Source organism: Peribacillus simplex (genome assembly GCF_001578185.1).
GTDB classification, from domain to species: Bacteria; Bacillota; Bacilli; order Bacillales; family DSM-1321; genus Peribacillus; species Peribacillus simplex_A.
Genome location: NZ_CP011008.1, coordinates 3,241,130 through 3,259,671, shown reverse-complemented (window position 1 = coordinate 3,259,671; position 18,542 = coordinate 3,241,130). Strand labels below are relative to the sequence as shown.

The 18,542-nt window shown below is 39.1% G+C and carries 17 protein-coding genes, 1 pseudogene and 1 other annotated feature; of the genes and pseudogenes, 14 read left to right on the top strand and 4 right to left on the bottom strand.

The window, feature by feature from the left end; genetic code table 11:
- Window positions 1-164: 164 nt before the first annotated feature.
- The 5 genes from UP17_RS15065 (at window position 165) to UP17_RS15045 (ending at window position 6,865) form a co-directional block, all read left to right on the top strand.
- Window positions 165-3,881, top strand: a complete 3,717-nt coding sequence (locus tag UP17_RS15065) for a dynamin family protein (protein WP_061463814.1) — start codon at window positions 165-167, stop codon at window positions 3,879-3,881.
- Window positions 3,882-3,896: 15 nt separating this feature from the next.
- A complete protein-coding gene (locus UP17_RS15060; RefSeq protein ID WP_061463813.1) occupies window positions 3,897-4,658 on the top strand; it encodes a DNA polymerase beta superfamily protein in 762 nt (253 codons plus the stop codon).
- A gap of 12 nt (window positions 4,659-4,670) precedes the next feature.
- On the top strand, window positions 4,671-5,498 hold the full coding sequence (locus UP17_RS15055) for a sulfurtransferase (protein WP_061463812.1): 828 nt from the start codon (window positions 4,671-4,673) through the stop codon (window positions 5,496-5,498).
- 85 nt (window positions 5,499-5,583) lie between these two features.
- Window positions 5,584-6,459: a 5'-3' exonuclease gene (locus tag UP17_RS15050; RefSeq protein ID WP_061466129.1), complete on the top strand. Its 876-nt coding sequence runs from the start codon at window positions 5,584-5,586 to the stop codon at window positions 6,457-6,459.
- Between the two features lie 124 nt (window positions 6,460-6,583).
- Complete coding sequence (locus UP17_RS15045) at window positions 6,584-6,865, top strand: DUF6123 family protein (RefSeq protein WP_250211680.1); 282 nt, start codon at window positions 6,584-6,586, stop codon at window positions 6,863-6,865.
- A 44-nt stretch (window positions 6,866-6,909) separates the two neighbouring features.
- Here UP17_RS15045 and UP17_RS15040 read toward each other — a convergent pair whose 3' ends face one another.
- Window positions 6,910-7,818 carry a DMT family transporter gene (locus tag UP17_RS15040; protein ID WP_061463810.1) on the bottom strand — a complete coding sequence of 303 codons (909 nt, stop codon included), beginning with the start codon at window positions 7,816-7,818 and terminating at the stop codon, window positions 6,910-6,912.
- A complete protein-coding gene (locus tag UP17_RS15035) occupies window positions 7,815-8,216 on the bottom strand; it encodes a reverse transcriptase-like protein (RefSeq protein WP_061463809.1) in 402 nt (133 codons plus the stop codon). The genes UP17_RS15040 and UP17_RS15035 overlap by 4 nt, the downstream gene beginning before the upstream one ends.
- A gap of 220 nt (window positions 8,217-8,436) precedes the next feature.
- Here UP17_RS15035 and UP17_RS15030 point away from each other — a divergent pair, with 220 nt between their 5' ends.
- The 3 genes from UP17_RS15030 (at window position 8,437) to UP17_RS15020 (ending at window position 9,612) form a co-directional block, all read left to right on the top strand.
- Window positions 8,437-9,108 carry a reverse transcriptase-like protein gene (locus tag UP17_RS15030; RefSeq protein WP_250211679.1) on the top strand — a complete coding sequence of 224 codons (672 nt, stop codon included), beginning with the start codon at window positions 8,437-8,439 and terminating at the stop codon, window positions 9,106-9,108.
- A 5-nt stretch (window positions 9,109-9,113) separates the two neighbouring features.
- On the top strand, window positions 9,114-9,299 hold the full coding sequence (locus UP17_RS15025; protein WP_061463808.1) for a zinc-finger domain-containing protein: 186 nt from the start codon (window positions 9,114-9,116) through the stop codon (window positions 9,297-9,299).
- A gap of 85 nt (window positions 9,300-9,384) precedes the next feature.
- A complete protein-coding gene (locus tag UP17_RS15020) occupies window positions 9,385-9,612 on the top strand; it encodes a hypothetical protein (protein WP_061463807.1) in 228 nt (75 codons plus the stop codon).
- A 16-nt stretch (window positions 9,613-9,628) separates the two neighbouring features.
- Here the strand turns inward: UP17_RS15020 and UP17_RS15015 are convergent, their stop codons facing one another.
- Window positions 9,629-10,093 (bottom strand): RrF2 family transcriptional regulator, encoded by a 465-nt coding sequence (locus UP17_RS15015; protein WP_061463806.1) that lies wholly within the window; start codon window positions 10,091-10,093, stop codon window positions 9,629-9,631.
- Between the two features lie 170 nt (window positions 10,094-10,263).
- Between UP17_RS15015 and hmpA the strand changes: the two genes are divergently transcribed.
- The 4 genes from hmpA to UP17_RS14995 all read left to right on the top strand — a co-directional run bounded on the left by hmpA (window position 10,264) and on the right by UP17_RS14995 (window position 14,700).
- Window positions 10,264-11,472 carry an NO-inducible flavohemoprotein gene (hmpA, locus tag UP17_RS15010; RefSeq protein ID WP_061463805.1) on the top strand — a complete coding sequence of 403 codons (1,209 nt, stop codon included), beginning with the start codon at window positions 10,264-10,266 and terminating at the stop codon, window positions 11,470-11,472.
- 61 nt (window positions 11,473-11,533) lie between these two features.
- Window positions 11,534-11,748 (top strand) — a binding site (T-box leader).
- 56 nt (window positions 11,749-11,804) lie between these two features.
- Window positions 11,805-12,893, top strand: a complete 1,089-nt coding sequence (gene proB, locus UP17_RS15005; protein WP_061466127.1) for a glutamate 5-kinase — start codon at window positions 11,805-11,807, stop codon at window positions 12,891-12,893.
- Between the two features lie 36 nt (window positions 12,894-12,929).
- Window positions 12,930-14,177 (top strand): glutamate-5-semialdehyde dehydrogenase, encoded by a 1,248-nt coding sequence (locus tag UP17_RS15000; RefSeq protein ID WP_061463804.1) that lies wholly within the window; start codon window positions 12,930-12,932, stop codon window positions 14,175-14,177.
- 79 nt (window positions 14,178-14,256) lie between these two features.
- Window positions 14,257-14,700, top strand: coding sequence for a general stress protein (locus UP17_RS14995; protein WP_061463803.1), 444 nt, complete (start codon window positions 14,257-14,259; stop codon window positions 14,698-14,700).
- A 56-nt stretch (window positions 14,701-14,756) separates the two neighbouring features.
- Here the strand turns inward: UP17_RS14995 and UP17_RS14990 are convergent, their stop codons facing one another.
- Window positions 14,757-15,203 carry a DUF5392 family protein gene (locus UP17_RS14990; RefSeq protein ID WP_061463802.1) on the bottom strand — a complete coding sequence of 149 codons (447 nt, stop codon included), beginning with the start codon at window positions 15,201-15,203 and terminating at the stop codon, window positions 14,757-14,759.
- A 345-nt stretch (window positions 15,204-15,548) separates the two neighbouring features.
- Here UP17_RS14990 and UP17_RS14985 point away from each other — a divergent pair.
- Window positions 15,549-16,147, top strand: a pseudogene (locus tag UP17_RS14985) (TetR/AcrR family transcriptional regulator).
- A gap of 49 nt (window positions 16,148-16,196) precedes the next feature.
- Complete coding sequence (locus UP17_RS14980) at window positions 16,197-18,404, top strand: YhgE/Pip domain-containing protein (RefSeq protein ID WP_061463801.1); 2,208 nt, start codon at window positions 16,197-16,199, stop codon at window positions 18,402-18,404.
- Window positions 18,405-18,542 lie beyond the last annotated feature (138 nt).

Sequence of the window (18,542 nt, the reverse complement as noted above, 5' to 3'; positions counted from 1 at the left end):
ACAAGATATGAATCAAACTGCATGAATCCGCCAATAGGTGGTTTTTTTTTGAACATGGCCTATAATAAATCATAAAGTAAAACTAAAGCTGACTGTATGAATAACAAACGAAATCGTTTACAATAAGAGTATTAAAATGACGATAGATTAAGGGGTATGGATTCATGATTCAAGAAACATTAAAACAACGGTCCAAATTGTTGGGGATTTTGACTGCCATGTATGATAAATTTCAATCGGCAGGCGATACAGGCAATGCAGATAAACTGAAACAATTAATCATGAAAGTGAATGATGAGGAGTTCATCATTGCTTTTTGCGGGCATTTTTCAGCGGGGAAATCAAGTATGATCAACTTTCTCCTTGGTGATCAAGTATTGCCTTCAAGTCCGATTCCAACGAGTGCAAATACGGTAAAGGTCCAAAAAGGGGAAGACTATGCCAAAGTCTTTTACCATCATCAGCCTCCAGTCTTATTTCCTGCACCTTATGATTTTAAAGAGGTCAAGAAATTTGCCAAGGATGGTGATTCAGTATCGGCAATAACGATAAGTTCCAATCACTTTTCAATGCCGGAATCATGTGCAATCATGGATACACCAGGAATTGATTCGACGGATGATGCACATCGAGTTTCTACGGAATCCGCCTTGCATTTAGCTGATGTGGTCTTCTATGTTATGGATTATAATCACGTCCAATCAGAAGTCAACTTCCTATTCACCAAAGAATTGTTGGAGGCTGAAAAGCCGACATACTTAATTATCAATATGATCGATAAGCATGATGAGAATGAGCTTAGCTTCCAAGACTTCAAGCTTTCCGTTACTGAAGCATTTGCGAACTGGAATGTATATCCTGATGGGATTTTTTATACATCTGTAAGAGATTTGAACAATAGCGAAAATGAAATTGAAGTCGTTCGGCAATTTATATATGAAATGGCAGGCAAAGGTCAGAATGATGGGAAAGATGCCATCATGCAATCGGCTAAAGCGCTTGTCGAAAGGCACCTTATTTGGCTGAAGGAACAATATGAAGAGGAACATGCCGAGGATTTAGAAGCATTATCAGACCTTCCTCATGAAGAGCGAATTCACTTGACGAATCAAGTGGACAGCCTATTAAAAGAAAAAAAATCATTAACTGGACGTATAGAGGACATCAAGGTCCAATATGCTGAAGCATTAGAAACAATTTTGAAAAGTGCATACATCATGCCCGCGGCTACACGGGACCTAGGTAAATCTTTCTTGGAATCGGCTCAGCCGGATTTTAAAATGGGTCTATTATTTGCCAAGAAAAAAACCGAGGCCGAGCGTGAGGAACGTATTAAAGCATTCTTGGCCGATTTACAAGAAAAGGTGAAAACCCAGCTTGAATGGCATCTTAAAGAATTGGCGGTTAAAACGCTTAATCAAGCGGAAATCCATGATTCAACATTTGAAAGTAAGGCGCAGGGACTTCATATCGAGGTAACGGAAGCTTACATAAAAAACTCTTTAAAGCCTCAAGTCGATATTACAGGTGAATACGTTTTAAACTATACGAATGATTTAGCCTCAGCCATCAAGAAGAAAGCACGTGAAATATCTGAAGGATTTTTGAATGGAATGGTCGCCGTTATGGAAGGAATAGTGGAACAGCAGTCTATTTCCATAGATAAGGAACTTGAAGGTTTTTCCGAATTTGCGGAAGCCCTTAAAGTTACAGCGGCGATGAACGCGGAAATCAAGTACCAAACGGAACGATTAGAGGCCATTGCCAATCAAACTGAAACATCAGTTGATGAGCGTGATATCGATACGCTTTTAACTCAATGGAATGAAGAAGAAAAAAATATTACAGTAAAAATCATGAGAATCGATAAAGGAAGTAATTCAATGCACGTCGACGAACAACCTGAAACGGATCATGATATAGATAGTAAGGAAGCTGTTCCTTCTGTAGCTGTTTCTTCATCTGATGCTGCTGATTTACGCGGAAAAGAAAAGCTGATGGAGACTGCAACGAGTTTACATCAGGCAGCCAAGCTGATACAGCCTTTGAGAGGATTTCAATCACTTTATAAAGAATTGACAGATAAGGCAAATCGCCTGGAACAGCAGACTTTCACGGTTGCCCTCTTTGGTGCATTCAGTGCGGGTAAATCTTCCTTTGCCAATGCACTGATGGGAGAAAGTGTCCTTCCTGTTTCACCTAATCCGACAACTGCGGCAATCAACAAAATCATGTCTTCAGATGCTGAGCATCCACATGGAACGGCAACCGTCAAATTAAAGACGGAAGCGATGCTGTTAGAAGATGTGAGCCTGGCTTTGGCAGCTTTTGATAAATCGGCAAAGACACTGGATGAAGCACTTCACATAGCAGGACAAATCATTGCGAAGGCAGGGGAAGTTGATAAAGGGAAAACGCATTTATCCTTCTTAAGGGCTTTCCATCAAGGGATGCCCCAGCACCAAGATGATTTAGGAAATGTGGTTACGGTTGATCTTGAAGGGTTTAAACGTTTTGCTGCAGAAGAGTCCAAGTCGTGCCTTGTTGATTTGATTGAATTGCGTTACGACTGTGAAATGACAAAGCAGGGGATGGTGCTTGTTGACACCCCAGGGGCGGATTCGATAAATGCCAGACATACAGGAGCAGCTTTCGAATATATTAAGAATTCGGATGCCATCCTTTTTGTGACCTATTATAATCACCCATTTTCACGGGCAGATAGGGAGTTCTTGATACAACTTGGACGTGTGAAAGATTCTTTCGCGATGGATAAGATGTTCTTCATTGTCAATGCAGTCGATCTTGCACAAACCACTGACGAATTGGACGAAGTGATGGATTATGTCACAGATCAATTGAATGGATTCGGAATCCGTTTTCCAAAACTGTTCCCGCTTACGAGTAAGGGAGCATTGATGGAAAAACAGACGCCTGGATCATTTAAGCATTCGTTCCTACAAAATAGCGGTATTTCGGAATTCCAAGACCAATTCGATGCTTTCATCGAAAACGATTTAACTGGACTTGCAATCGAATCGGCTAAAGCGGCCGTAAAAAGAACGGATGAACTGCTCCGTGATGTAATTACAGCTTCCATGCAGGATGAAAAGGCGAAACGAAAAGCTCTGGACTCCCTTTCACATGAGGCACAGTCCATTTCGGAACTGCTCTCTGTCATTAAAGGGGATGCGGAAAAGCAACGTTTGAAAAAAGAAATCGATGAATTGACTTTCTATAGTAAGCAACGGGTCTTTTTCCGATTTAATGATTTCTTCAAGGAATCGTTCAACCCGGCCGTCTTAAAGGATGATGGAGGGGATCTGAAAATTGTCCTCAAGCAAGCGATGAAGAACTTATTGGATGCGTTGGGCTTTGACCTTGCCCAGGAAATGCGGGCAACGGCTTTAAGGACGGAAATGTTCGTAAATAAATTGCTGAACGAGAAACAAAGCAGTTTGCTTCAGCAAATTCAAAAAGTAAGAAAAACCCTTTCATTACAGCCTTATGAACCTAATGAGAGGGAGTCCCTTGAATTCACAGGAGCTTTTGTCCAATTGGAAACTGGGGAATTCAAAAAGGAATTGGCGTTATTTAAAAATCCAAAATCTTTCTTTGAAAAAAATGAGAAATTGAAAATGAGTGAAGGGCTTCAGAAGCGTTTGGATGATCCTGCCCTAATGTATGTAAAAGGACAGGGTGAGCGGATTTTCGAAATGTATAATGAAGTTCTTGATCAAGAGTTACTTGCGATTCAAAAAGAGTTTAAGACGGAAATATCGGAGATCTTTGCAGGTTTACGTGCAGCAATGGAGGAAACGGTAGATTTACCGTATTATGAAAATGCAGTAGCGGAATTGGCAAAAATGCATTCGAAATAGAAACGAGGTTCATTCATGAAAGAAAACCTTATTTCGAAATTGAAGATACTGGAAATAGAGGAGAATATGACCATTTTGATGGCTGCTGTTACTGGCAGCCATTCTTTTGGTTTACCATCCGCCCATTCGGATATCGATGTTCGGTTTATATATGTTCATAATGATAAGCGATCTTACCTCAGCTTGAGTCCGGCAGTTGAAGTGATTCATTTGAAAGAAAACATATATGACATGGAAGGTTGGGATCTATTTAAATCATCCCGTCTTACGATAAAGAGTAATCCTGCACTATTTGAATTATTTCAGTCACCAATCAAGCTGATTACTCATCCGGATTATTATAGAAAGATGAATGGTTTGATAGCGGATTGCTATTCCAAAAAGGCACTAGGACACCATTACTATCGGATGATGGGCGACAACCTTCAACAATTGACAAAAACAAGGGACTCTGAAAGAAAAGGACTAAAAACATGGGTACAAGTTTACCGTTCGTATTTAATCCTGGAACATATCATCCAAAAGGGGGCATTGCCACCTTTATCCGTTTGGGAATTACTTGAAGCGGTTACCATCGATCAAGAAATGAAAACCAGGATGACCCGAATATTTAAAGCAAAACAAAAGGAAGAATTTATAAGCAACAATGAAAGCGAAAAGAATCTTTCATTATTAGAAGGGAAATCACTTTCCTTAAAGAATGAAATAAATAAGCTTCCTCCAGGGAAGAACATGGAAACGGAGCTTAATCAATTAATTTGGACCATTTTGAAATAGGGGGCTATGCAGATGGGTTATATAATGGAAAAAGAAGAGCTGTTGCCATTGTTGAATTCTAGTGATATCAGGATCTGTGACTGCCGCTTTCAGCTGGGTTCTCCTGATGCAGGGCATAATGAATACGAGAAAGACCATATTTCCGGCGCTGTTTATTTCGATCTCGAAAAGGATTTATCGGGGCAAGTTCATAAACACGGAGGAAGACATCCTCTTCCTGACCTGGAAAAGTTTAAAGATAAACTAGAATCAAATGGAATCTCCAATGATACGGTGCTTATTGCTTATGATGGGGGGGAAGGTTCTTTTGCTTCTAGGTTTGTCTGGCTGCTAAGCTATCTTGGGCACCAGAAAGTCTATGTTCTTAACGGGGGGTATCGCGCCTGGAAGGATGCAGGCTATCCGATTGACTCGAATCAAACGAATAATAGTACTAGAGAATATCATATCGATTTAAATGAAACCGTGCTTGCATCTTTTCAAAAAGTGAAGGACTATACAATGAATAGGCCTGACCATATCGTTTTAATGGATTCAAGGGAATCTAAACGGTACGAGGGAATCGAGGAGCCGATTGATAAAAAAGCAGGCCATATACCTGGTGCAGTTAATAAGGTGTGGACGAACGTTTTGGATAATGGCTATTATAAAAAAAAGGAAGATCTTCAGGAAAATTTCACTGGCATTGGCAGGGATAAGGAAATCATTGTCTACTGTGGTTCAGGTGTAACGGCATCTCCCAATTATATCGCCCTGAAAGAAGCGGGCTTTAAAGATGTGAAGATATATGTTGGCAGTTTCAGTGACTGGATCTCCTATGATGATAATCCGATTGAATAATATTTTTTCCAATTAAACGATCCTTAAAAAAGGGGACAGTTATGTTAAAATGGATGTACATCATGATAGAGGTGATAATGTGTTAATGAGAGAAAATGAGCAACATCCTTCCTTTATGCTTGTCGACGGGATGGCGCTATTATTCAGAGCTTTTTATGCAACGGCCGTTACTGGTCAATTCATGATTAACTCAAAAGGCATTCCTACTAATGCCGTCCAAGGTTTTTTGAAGCATATGCTGACAGCGGTGAATCATTTTTCACCTAGCCATGTAGCGGTGTGCTGGGATATGGGCAGCAAGACTTTCAGAAATGAATTATTTGATGGATACAAGGCTAATCGTTCAGAAGCTCCGGTCGAAATGATACCTCAATTCGACTTAGCTAAAAAAGCGGTTGAAGCATTTGATATCCCTAACATAGGGCTCTCTGGATATGAAGCGGATGACTGTATCGGGACAATTGCGAAGGCATCTGCCCAACATAGCCGGGTGGGTATATTGACAGGCGATCAAGATATGCTCCAGTTGATAGAAGAAAATATTTCTGTATTATTGTTAAAAAAAGGATATGGTAACTATGAAGTGCATAATCCTGATAGCTTTTATGAATGGAAAGGGATCACTCCAAGACAAATGATCGATTTAAAAGCTTTAATGGGCGATACAGCTGATAACTATCCCGGAGTTAAAGGAATTGGGGAGAAGACAGCATTGAAATTATTGATTCAGTATCAAAATATCGAAGGGATTCTTGAAAATGTTGCTTCATTGACAAACGGGCAGAGGGCTAAGATTGAATCCGCTGTAGATATGCTTCATTTATCCAGAAAACTGGCCGAAATAAAATGTGATGTACCCATTTCATGTTCTTTGGACGATGCGGTTTACCAGTATGATCGCGAGAAGGTCAAAAATCTGGCTAGGGATCATGAATTCAGGGCTTTACTAAAAATGATTTAATAATGAAAATTTCGGAGCTCCCCAAGGGGAGCTCCTTTAATTTATACGGTGAATTTTTTGTCGAAAAATGGATAGTCAAAATCTTTGATATACGGTAAGATGAAAATAAGGCATGAAGTATGGAGTGGATGCAGAAGTGGCGAGATCAACTGAAGAGTATGTTAGTTTTTTAGAGGGTAAGGGATTCACTTTTGGTAGCGACGATATTGGTTTTATTTATTTTGGTAAGCGCTACACGGAAGCAAGTGATATTTTAGTCAATGCTGCAATAGAATTGACTTTGAAGGTTCAAAAGAGTTTTGATGGCAGCTTTTATATTTCCTTTTTGGAAAACTTAAAACAAAATGGTATTAAAACCCGCAGTGAAGCAGTATCGTTTGCAAAAGAACAGGGGCTGCTTAAATAAATCGGACTTCGTTACTTTGAAGTCCGATTTATTTTTATGGCTTTTCAAGAAAACTCCTTTGCTATCGGTTTCTTTTTATTAACAGGCAGATCAGCAAGTATCATCCCCAAGAAAATGAATGCACAGCCAATGATGGAAGCGGAAGTCAATTTTTCCCCTATCAATATGTATGAGGATAACGCAGCAAAAACCGGTTCCATTGAAAAAATCAATGCGACTCTCGTAGGTGTCGTATAGGCTTGGAAGAAGGTTTGTGCGAAAAAGGCGAACGCAGTGGCAAGGGCTGCCGTAACCAATAAAGCAGTCCATACGTCTTTCTGTAACATGACCTCCGAGCTGAAGATGATAGAATGATTCTCTTTGAAAATGAAGGCTGAAACATAGGATAATAAAGATACGGTTGAAATCTGAATCAGCGTCAACGGTAATGCGGGAAGGGTCTTGGCATATCTAGCAGTCGTAATGATCTGCATGGCAAAACTTATTGCGCATAAAAATACCAATAAATCACCGATATTCAAATTGGACCGGTCAGCGAACGTCATTAAATAAAGCCCAACGGTTGCGGCAGTGACACCTATAATTGTATTACGGGAAAGCCTATGTTTTAAAAGAAGCAGAGAAAAAACCGGTACCATGACGACACTTAATCCCGTTATGAAGCCTGTCTTCGCAGGAGTAGTATAATTCAATCCGATTGTTTGAAGCCCATAGCCTAAAAAAAGCCAAACTCCGATATGAAACCCAGCTTTAAAAAGGCCCTTATTCCAGGTTTTTCCCTTTTTGTGTAAAGTCAATATATAAGGGATAAGCAAGAAAACGAAGGCCATGAAGAAACGGACGGCATTGAACGTGAATGGTTCAAGAAAAGATAGGGCATTTTGAACCATTACAAAAGTGACGCCCCAGATGAATACAACGAATAATAATGAAAAATCAGCTGTCTTGTTCATGAATTTCCTAAAGCTTTATTCAAGCGAATGGCCCGTCTTGCCAACTCATCCGCGGATTTGTTTTCGAGATTTGGAATCCATTTTATGAAAAATAATTCAAGCTCGTCGGAAAGCTTTAGAGCCCTTTCCAGCAATATGGCATACTTATTTTTTGCAAATCTTTTTTCAATGGCCTGGTTGATGGCTTGGGAGTCAGTACGAAAAGAAACGATTTGATACTTATTGGCTACACAAATTTCCAATGCTTTGATTAAAGCATGGTACTCCGCTTCATGGTTTTCCATATTTCCAAGCGGAAAGGAATGCCGCTCGACCACACCGTTATTATTAATGAAAACACCTGCGCCGCTCGGCCCTGGATTGCCCGCACTGGCACCATCAATATACACTTCGATCAAGATGTGCTCCTCCTCGAGTTTAACAGTTAATATACTATGATAAAAAAACATTTCATATAAAATTAAAATTGAAACATGAGAATTTCAGCCTGGTATGGGAACTATAATTAAAAGATGATTCAATTGCTTACATTATATTATAAATGGTATACCGAAAAAAAGGTATGAAAATTGTAAGCTGTTCTGCATGAATGGTGAATGGATAAGGAGCTGGAAATCTTTGAAGGTAATTATGCAATGGACATATCATGCTTCAAAAAAACCATCTGCCGATTTCGTTTCGGATTGGCTTGATGCCGGGACTGCACTGGTCATTACGGAAGATCTTGAAAAGGCAGGAAGGCTGAAAGAAGTGGAATTCAAGGATGAATTCGATACAGCATGGACAAAGAAGGAGCTAAAAAAACTCCTGACTGAAGTTGAGGAGGAGCCTCAGGATGTGACGGTTTTTTTTGATGGCGGTTTTCAAAAAGATGAAAAGGTGGCAGGGATTGGTGTTGCCATTTATTTTCGTCAAGGTAAGAAGTTCTGGAGGTTACGCACCAACGTGAAATTGGAGCAATTCGAATCCAATAATGAAGCGGAATATGCGGCCTTTCATGAAGCGGTCAGGCAGATGGACGAACTTGGAATCCACCATCAAAGCTGTGTATTTAAAGGGGATTCTCTAGTTGTCTTAAATCAACTTTCCGGTGAATGGCCATGTATGGAAGAAAACTTAAATAAATGGCTGGACCGCATTGAAGCGAAACTGGATGAGTTAAAGATCATTCCGGTCTATAAGCCAATTTCCCGAAAAGAGAACCAGGAAGCCGATCGCCTGGCAACACTTGCTCTTCAGGGAAAAGCCATTTTCAGCAAAATAGAAATTGCTGGGTCAAAGGAGACATAACAACAATGAACAGGAAAAAAATATATGAAGAAGTGGAAGATGTTCTCGCTTCATTTTGCCAAGATTGTTTTTTACGAAAGCATTTTCGAAAAGAGAAGGGGCGTTCGTATGCCCATCAGTTCTGTATTTCAGAGTGTACAGTTGGTGAAAAATTAAAACAGCTGGGAAATGAACTTAGTGACCTTTCGTAAGTAGCGAAAATTGCTTTCATCATCACACAAAGTCATGGAGGATATAGTATTATAGGCCATGCCGTTTTTTAGGGTGATTGAGCAAATGAAAAGTGATATGTTCGGTAAATTCAATCCTGAAATCCTGCTGGAGTTTATAAGCCGATTAATGACCATCTTGGTCGGAAAAGAAGTCATGCTTACTAATAAACGAACCTGGACGATCATTATGATCAATCCGTACGATCCCCTTAAAGTTTTAATAAAAACCAGTGAAGGGATCATTGATTTGCGGGTGGAAAAGGAATGGCGGATCGAACGGATCATCGGTTAATGAAAAAAGAGCCCGATTATAAAAAATCGGGCTCTTCATCATTCTGCTTTACCGAATCGAAATAGGCTTTGAGCATCACTTTATTTTCGCTGAAGTCTGCAATCGTATATTGATCAAGGACCTGTAGAAAAGCATCCAAGGCATTATTAAGGACAAATTTCAATGAACAAACGGGAGAAATCACACAGTTATCGTGATCTTTAAAACATTCCACTAGATAAAAGTCCTCTTCGGTTTTCCGCACCAGTTCCCCTACATTTATGTCAGCAGGTGATTTTGCAAGCCGGAAACCGCCATTTCTTCCGCGTATCGTCTCAATATAGCCTAGTTTACCTAGATTATGAACAATCTTCATCAAATGATTTTTAGATAGTTGATAAACTTCAGAAATCTCTTTTATATTTGATAATTTGCTTTGGTCGTGGGAAGCCAGGTAAATCAACACTCTAAGTGAGTAATCGGAATAACTCGTCAACCTCATGTTTATCGCCTCACATTCTATCCCCATTTGACTATATCATAAATGTGAACATTTTATAAACATGAAAACATAATTTCTAAAAAGATGTATTAAAAATATTGCTTTTAATGCAATTAAGTTCTAATATAAACATGTATTAAAAATACTTGTTTAAGAAGAGGGGTTTATTTATGCTATCCCAGAAAACGATCGATATTATAAAATCAACCGTACCTGTTTTAGAAGTGCATGGTACAACTATAACAACTGTATTCTATAAAAATCTTTTCGAAGCACATCCTGAATTATTAAATGTCTTTAATCATGCCAATCAAAAAAAAGGGCGCCAGCAAAATGCACTAGCCAACACGGTTTTGGCAGCAGCCAAATATATAGATCAACTTGAAACGATTTTACCGGCCGTGAAGCAAATAGCACAAAAACATAGAAGTCTCGCAGTTAAAGCTGAACATTATCCCATTGTAGGAGAACATCTATTAGGTGCAATCAAGGAAGTATTACAAGATTCGGCCACAGAAGAAATCCTTCAAGCTTGGGGAGAGGCGTATGGAGTCATTGCGGATGTTTTCATTAGCATCGAAAAGGAAATGTACGACGAAGCTTCCAATCAGGTCGGAGGATGGTCTGATTTCAAACGATTCACAGTGGTGGAAAAAGTACGTGAAAGTGACGTAATCACATCCTTTTATCTAAAGCCATCAGATGGAGATAAGGTTCCGGCATTTCTTCCGGGACAATATATTACCGTTCGGATCGAGATACCGGGTGAAGCGTATTTATTCAACCGTCAGTATAGTTTATCTGATGTCCCGGGAAAAGATTATTTCCGTATTTCCGTTAAAAAAGAAAAGCCGGGAACCTCACCTGATGGAAGGGTCTCTAACTACTTGCATGAATCCATTCAGATGGGTGACAGTATTGACGTAACGGCTCCTGCAGGTGATTTCACCATCGACTTGGATAAACGAACACCGGCAGTATTCTTGAGCGGAGGCGTTGGCATAACGCCTTTCATGAGCATGGTCCATGCGGTAGCTGAACAAACACCTGAGCGTGATGTACAATTCATTCATGCAACCGATAATGGCCATTTACAGCCGTTCAGAATGGAACTGACAGAACTAGGACACAAGCTTACCAACTATCAATTATCCTTTGTCTTTAAAAATCCGAGTGAGGATGATAAGCACCTCCCGAATTTTGAAAAAGAAGGGTATATTGATAAGGAATTAGTGAGCAGTTTTGTTAAACCTGAAGCTGATTATTATGTGTGCGGACCTGTGCCTTTCATGAAGGCGATCATCACTTACCTGAAAGAATTGGGGATAGATACGGATAAAATTCACTATGAGTTCTTCGGCCCAGCAATGGCGCTTTAATGTTATTCATGTTAGGAAGGTTATTGACATCAAGAAGATTTTTTTGCATACTATATTAAAACAATGAACGTTGAGAGAAGATTAGTATGCGAAAATCACTGTGACAGAGAGCGGGGTCAATTGCTGGAAGACCCGCGACAGGAAAGCGCAGAACCTGCTTCTTGAGTCCTATGCAAAACATAGGCGCAAATCCTGGCGTTATCAGGCAAAGTGGAATGCATGTACTTGCATTCAATGAAGGTGGTACCACGGAGAGCAGCCCTTTTCGTCCTTATTTCGAGGATGAAAAGGGCTTTTTTTCATGTCTAAGATATTTATTGGAGGAAAAATCGATGGAAAAGAAACGCATCGTTGTAAAGATAGGAAGTAGTTCTTTGACCAACACACAAGGTGAAATCGACCAAACAAAATTTTCCGATCATATCCAGGCAGTGGCAGCATTAAGGAAGGCGGGACATGAAGTTGTCCTTGTTTCATCAGGTGCTGTAGCGACAGGTTTTCGCAAGCTCGGTTATCCTACGAGACCTGTCACTCTCAAAGGAAAACAAGCTGCTGCAGCTGTAGGGCAAAGCCTATTGATTCAATCATATATGGAACAATTAGGGCACTTTGGAATCGTTCCGGCCCAGATTTTATTAACAAGGAAAGATTTCTCGAAAAAAGAAAGATATAAAAATGCATATGCAACATTGATGGAATTGCTTGAACGCGGCATCCTCCCGATTATTAATGAAAATGATACAGTTTCAGTCGAGGAGTTGACTTTCGGTGATAATGATATGCTATCCGCCTTAGTAAGCGGGTTAGTCCACGCCAACAACTTGATCATTTTAACGGACATTAATGGGCTCTATGATTCCAATCCACAGACGAACCCAGGGGCCAAACGATTTGAAAAGCTTTCCGAAGTAACGTCGGATTTATTGCAAATGGCAGAAGGTGCGGGATCTAATGTTGGAACCGGGGGGATGAAATCGAAGCTGATTGCAGCCCAAACTGCATTGTCTCTTGGAGTGAAAGTATTCATCGGTTCTGGTGTGGGGAGCGAAAAACTACTAACTATCCTTGAAGGCAATGGTGATGGCACATATATTGGGAATGATGTCTTGACGACGGTAACGAAAAACAAACAGTGGATATCCCTTCATTCACAAGTATCCGGAAAAATTTTCGTTGATGAAGGTGCCGAAAGGGCTTTAGTTTCAAATGGGAGCAGTCTACTACCAGCTGGAATTTATGAAATTAAAGGAGTATTCAATAAGGGGGATGTCGTCGAGGTCTTTGGTGCAAATGGGTTATTAGGCAGGGGTGAGGTCCTTTATTCCGACGAAGAATTAAAACAGGCTATGGGCAAGCGGACAACCGAGCTTGTGATCACTTCCATAGAAGTGATCCATCGCGATAAATGGGTGAGAGCATAGGTAATCAATTTTAGAGAAAGAAAAGGGGGCATTAAAATGAGTGAAGTGACTGCGAAAGGAAAGGCAGCCAAAAAAGCCAGTTATCAGCTAATTGGATTGACTACGGAAAAGAAGAATGAGGCACTTGGAAAAATTGCAAAGCAAATTGTTAACGATAAAGATCATTTGATAAAAGAAAATCAAAAGGATCTAGAAGAAGGCAGGAAAAAAGGTTTCAGTGAGTCGATATTAGATCGAATAATGTTAAATGTTAATCGTATTGATGACATGGCAGCTGCAATTAGGCTTTTAATCGATTTAAAAGATCCAATTGGAGAAAAATTGGAGACTATCGAAAAAGAAAATGGTTTATTGATTAAAAAGTTACGAGTGCCGATCGGTGTAATCGGAATGATTTATGAAGCAAGGCCAAATGTGACCATCGATGCAGCTACATTATCCTTGAAAACGGGGAATGCGGTCCTTTTAAGAGGGAGCTCTTCAGCCAAATACTCCAATATGGCACTGATCTCTTCCATTCATAAGGCTTTAGAGAATACGGAAATTCCTGTAGAGGCTATTCAGTTAATCGAGGATACGAGTCGGGAATCCGCTAAGGAACTTTTTCACCTTAATGAGTATTTAGATGTTTTGATTCCTCGTGGTGGAAAGAATTTAATTGAAACGGTCATTAAGGAGTCCACTGTTCCCGTCCTTGAAACGGGATCAGGCAATTGCCATATCTTCATCGATCAGACAGCAGATGTCACGATGGTCGAGAAAATTGTCTTAAACGGTAAAACACAGCGACCTTCCGTATGCAATGCAATTGAGGGCCTTCTTATTCACGAAAAATGGTTTGAAGAAAATGGAAAGCTGATTTTGGAAATCCTGGATAAAAAGGGTATTGAAGTATATGGAGACGAAGTGGTTTGCAGCGCTTTTCCGAGAGCGAAAAAGGCAACGGAGGATGATTGGTCAACAGAGTACCTAGCATTAAAAATCAGCGTGAAAATTGTAAACGGTGTATCGGATGCAATTGAACACATTAACCGATACGGTTCCAAGCATTCTGAAGCAATCCTAACGAGAGATGAACAAAACGCTTCCATATTTTTGAATAAAGTAGATGCGGCAGCAGTTTATCACAATGCTTCCACCCGTTTTACCGATGGTTTTGAATTCGGTTATGGTGCAGAAATCGGCATTTCCACACAAAAGCTCCATGCACGTGGACCAATGGGTTTACCGGCCTTAACATCAAGCAAGTATTTCATTTATGGTCAGGGGCAAACCAGGGAGTGAAATTCATTTTTCCATCGTAGGTTATTAAAACTCAATTAAGGGTATTGTATAATACATTACTTTTAAAGGAGCAGATACCATGGACAATAGGTTTATAGCAATATATGAGAATGAAAACGAAGCAACTTCAGCAGTCGAAAATTTAAAGGAACAAGGATATACATCCGATCAAATATCAGTAGTTGCCAAAAAAATTGATAAATTACCAAAGGAAGCCGAGGAAGTCAGCCCAACAAAGCCTGATGGATTCGTAGCAGGGGCAGCGGCCGGCGGAGCTGTCGGTTTGACAGGTTTACTTATTGGAATGAGTGCATTGGCAATACCTGGAATTGGTCCGATTTTGGCAGCAGGCCCGATTTTCGCCACTTTTGGCGGAGCCGCTGCCGGGGCAGCTTCAGGAGCAGGGGGATTGAGGAAGCCATTATTGAATATTGGACTGGAGGAAGCTGAAGTCGATCGATATGTGGAAGATATCAAGTCCGGAAAAATCCTTGTCATTGCAGATCCCGTTTTAAGTAAATGAATATCGTAAGAAAAATCCCCTTATGACCTCTCATAAGGGGATTTTTTTGTCCTTCTTTATTCATCATGGAAAGATTTATTCTTCCTTTGTTGTTCTTCCGCAAGAAACTCCAAAAAGACATTCATTGCAGATAGCGGCTGCTCATTTACCTTTTTATAGTAATTATTTTTCCTGGCATCGGTTAAGTAGTTGCTTTCTTTCATTCTCTCCAGCATATGCTTCTGGCTCATTTTCACTATTTCTTTTTGGTTGTGTTTGTTTTCCTTTAAAAGGGCAAATCCAATAGCACCGACTAATGCATATATTGCAAGAGCAATTTTAGAGATTGGGTATGAGTCGTTTTTAAATAAAAGAAAAAATAGATTTATGATGGAAAACCCTATCATTATGGTTGAAAAAAAACTGTATTTCATATTTTTCTTCAATAATGGGGACAATTCTGATTGAAGTTTTTCGATTTCGGATTGCATGAAACGCGGTATATTATTTATCTTAATATTCATGGTTTCCTCCTTAATATGCATTCTTGAAATATGAAATTTGTATTGGTTACCTTTTGTTTCATTTCATGGTCGGTACGGTATATTTTACACGAATTCTTTAAGGAATCAGGAAAAGGAACCTAATTGTCTATATCTTATCGCTTAGATACTGATTTGTCATTTATTATACTTCAATATTAAGGAATCAATCTGGGGATAAAGTAAAAAAGAAGAAAGATAAAAAGCCCCTTGAATATGATCTTCCTAAACTCAAAAAAAGATGCCTTGCTATTATTAAAAAAATTTGTTAATATCATAAAATAACTTATTGACCGTTTTGTTCAACTGGTCAGTTCGGGGTGATATATGTCAATTGACAGGAAAAAGTTAATATTAGAAGCTGCGACAAAGTCTTTTTCACTCTTTGGTTATAAAGCTACAACAATGGAACAAGTAGCCAAAATAGCAAATGTCGGAAAAGGGACCATCTATACCTTTTATGCCAATAAAGAGCAATTGTTTAAAGAGATTGTGTTACGAATGATTGAAGAAATGAAAAATGAGGCTGAGCAGTCAATTAAACCAAACTTAACCTTTTATGAAAAACCTGCATAGTGCACTATATCGAATCTTAGAATTCAGAAAGGAGTCATCAATTATCACTGAAGCTATTTCAGGAAGAAAAAGAAATGGGAACGCCTGCCGTTTTACAAATGTTAAATGAAATGGAAATAGCGATTATTTCTTATATTAAGGAAAAAATTAAATTAGCTATCGAAAAGAAATATATTTCTCCATGTAATCCTGAAATAACAGCTTTTATCATGTTGAAGATTTATTTAGCACTTATATTCGCCTGGGAAAGAAATCATAAACCACTTGAAAAAGAAGAAATAGCAGAACTATTTCAGTTATATTTGTTTAACGGATTGGCTGTCACTCATGATAGTCCTTATTATTTGTAAAAAAATGACCAAATGAACTAAATGGTCAATCATACTTAGGGGGGATTCTTTGAAATCTAGTTTAATAAAACAGGAGTTCCTTGGCCTGTTTAAAAATAAAAAACTGCTTATTCCGATTATCGCAATTCTGTTTATTCCTATTTTGTATAGTGGCATGTTCTTATGGGCTTTTTGGGATCCGTATGATCGTCTTGAAGATTTACCAGTTGCCATTGTTAATAATGACTCCGGTGCTGAGTTAGAGGGAGAAGAAATAAAACTAGGAGATGAATTTGTAGAAAAACTGAAGAAAAGTAAGGACTTTAATTTTCAGTTTGTTGATCGTAAAACAGGCTACAAAAACTTAGAGGATCAAAAATATTATTTACTAGTAGAAGTTCCAGAGAATTTTTCAAAAAACGCGACGACGTTAATGGATGAAAAGCCGAAAAAACTTGAATTAAAGTATGTTCCAAATGAAAGCTTTAACTTCTTATCAGCTCAAATAGGAGAAACAGCAGTTCAAAAAATCCAAATGGCTCTTGCAGAAAAAGTAACTGAGACATATGCAGAGACCATGTTTGACATCATTACTGAAATGGGCGAAGGGTTTCAGTCAACGGATGAAGCAGCTGGGAAACTGAAAGATGGAATCCTGGACGTTGATAATGGTGCAAAAACTTTAGAAGAAAAATTAACATCATTAGCTGAAAAACAAGTTGAATTTACAGGTGGTACCAAGAAAGTTCAGGACGGTACCGTTGAGTTACAAAAAGGAGCAAAAACTCTTGCTGATGGTTTAGGCCAGTTATCTAACGCTCAAAATCAATTGATTGACGGAGCGAAAAAGGCAGAAGATGGGGCAGGAAGTCTTCAGTCTGGAATTGAAAAGACTCATACTGGCATCGGTACAGTTGAAGAGAAGATGAATGAACTTGTTTCGGGTACGGAAAAAATTCATGATGGAAGTAAGCAACTGAAAGGTTCCTTGCAACAGTTAGAGTCAGGTTCAAATAGCTTAGCTGATGGAGCATCAGGATTGAAAGAAGGTGTATCGACTCTTCAATCGACCTTAGACCCATATTTGGGGGCTTTACCAAAAGAACAGCAAGATGCATTGAAGCAAGCATTTGATAATTTATCAGCTGGCGCTACAAAGCTTGAATCAGGGAATAAAGAGCTTGCTAATTCTGCTGGTCAGATTCAAGCAGGTGCCTCTAGCCTTTCTGAAAATATTTCGACCCTGAATAGTGGCCAAAAAGCACTTCAAACAGGTGTCTCTCAATTAAATGAAGGAGCAGGTCAATTAGAAACAGGGGCTGCTCAATTAAAAGAAGGTCAATCTCAATTAAGAGTAGGTCTAGTAACATTCGGTGAGAAATTATCAGAAGCAGCAACCGGTAGCCAAAACCTCGCTTCAGGTTCAGCGACACTTGCAGATGGAGTCAATCAGCTTACAGCAGGATCGGCAGCATTAGCAGATGGATCTAGTCAATTAGCGGATGGTTCTAGTAAAATTGTAAGTGGAACAAGTAAGTTGGCGGAAGGGTCGACAGAGTTTAAGGATAAAATCAATAAAGCGGCTAAAGATTCAGCAGATATTAATGCTGGTGAAGAAACGTATAACATGGTTGCAGAGCCTGTTAAGGTTGAAAAAGAAAGCATCAATAAAGTTCCGAACTATGGAACTGGTTTTGCTCCTTACTTCCTATCATTAGGTTTGTTTGTAGGTGCATTATTGCTCTCAATTGTCTTTCCATTAAGAGAGCCGATTGGAATTCCGAAAAACGGGTTCACTTGGTTCTTAAGTAAATTTGGCATTATTGCTGCAGTAGGTATTATCCAAGCAATTATAGCCTCAGGATTAACATTAGTACTGCTTGATATGGAAGTGAAAAGTGTACCGTTATTCGTAATGTTCTCGATTATAACGAGTTTGGTATTCATTACATTGATTCAGTTGCTTGTAACAACATTGGGAGATCCAGGTCGTTTCATCGCGATTGTTATCTTGATCTTACAATTAACGACAAGTGCTGGAACATTCCCACTTGAATTAATACCAGAACCATTACAAATATTCAATAATTGGTTACCGATGACCTTCTCAGTTAGAGGATTTAAAGAGGTTATATCAAGTGGTAACTTTGGTTTAATGTGGCAAAACGTCTATGTTTTACTTGGCTTTACAATTAGCTTTATGATATTGACATTACTTTACTTTGTCGTTAAGTATAAGAAAAGCTATTCAGGAGTAAGCGAAACTACTGAAAATTAAACGCAAAAAAAGAACGATTCCTTTAATGGAATCGTTCTCAGTTTGTCGACAAAAGGGGTTCGGAATTAAAAAATTCCGAACCCCTTTTTGAGATTCCCTTTGAATTTTTGCCTGAAGTTAGGAGATTGGGGCTCTACG

Excerpts from the sequence above, each read along its gene's own strand:
- UP17_RS15040 (WP_061463810.1), bottom strand. The coding sequence starts at position 7,818 with ATGAACAAGACAGCTGATTTTTCATTATTATTCGTTGTATTCATCTGG.
- UP17_RS15025 (WP_061463808.1), top strand. The coding sequence starts at position 9,114 with ATGAACAGGAAAAAAATATATGAAGAAGTGGAAGATGTTCTCGCTTCA.
- UP17_RS15060 (WP_061463813.1), top strand. The coding sequence starts at position 3,897 with ATGAAAGAAAACCTTATTTCGAAATTGAAGATACTGGAAATAGAGGAG.
- UP17_RS15000 (WP_061463804.1), top strand. The coding sequence starts at position 12,930 with ATGAGTGAAGTGACTGCGAAAGGAAAGGCAGCCAAAAAAGCCAGTTAT.
- UP17_RS15050 (WP_061466129.1), top strand. The coding sequence starts at position 5,584 with ATGAGAGAAAATGAGCAACATCCTTCCTTTATGCTTGTCGACGGGATG.
- UP17_RS14995 (WP_061463803.1), top strand. The coding sequence starts at position 14,257 with ATGGACAATAGGTTTATAGCAATATATGAGAATGAAAACGAAGCAACT.
- proB (WP_061466127.1), top strand. The coding sequence starts at position 11,805 with ATGGAAAAGAAACGCATCGTTGTAAAGATAGGAAGTAGTTCTTTGACC.
- hmpA (WP_061463805.1), top strand. The coding sequence starts at position 10,264 with ATGCTATCCCAGAAAACGATCGATATTATAAAATCAACCGTACCTGTT.
- UP17_RS14990 (WP_061463802.1), bottom strand. The coding sequence starts at position 15,203 with ATGAATATTAAGATAAATAATATACCGCGTTTCATGCAATCCGAAATC.
- UP17_RS15015 (WP_061463806.1), bottom strand. The coding sequence starts at position 10,093 with ATGAGGTTGACGAGTTATTCCGATTACTCACTTAGAGTGTTGATTTAC.
- UP17_RS15020 (WP_061463807.1), top strand. The coding sequence starts at position 9,385 with ATGAAAAGTGATATGTTCGGTAAATTCAATCCTGAAATCCTGCTGGAG.
- UP17_RS15055 (WP_061463812.1), top strand. The coding sequence starts at position 4,671 with ATGGGTTATATAATGGAAAAAGAAGAGCTGTTGCCATTGTTGAATTCT.
- UP17_RS15065 (WP_061463814.1), top strand. The coding sequence starts at position 165 with ATGATTCAAGAAACATTAAAACAACGGTCCAAATTGTTGGGGATTTTG.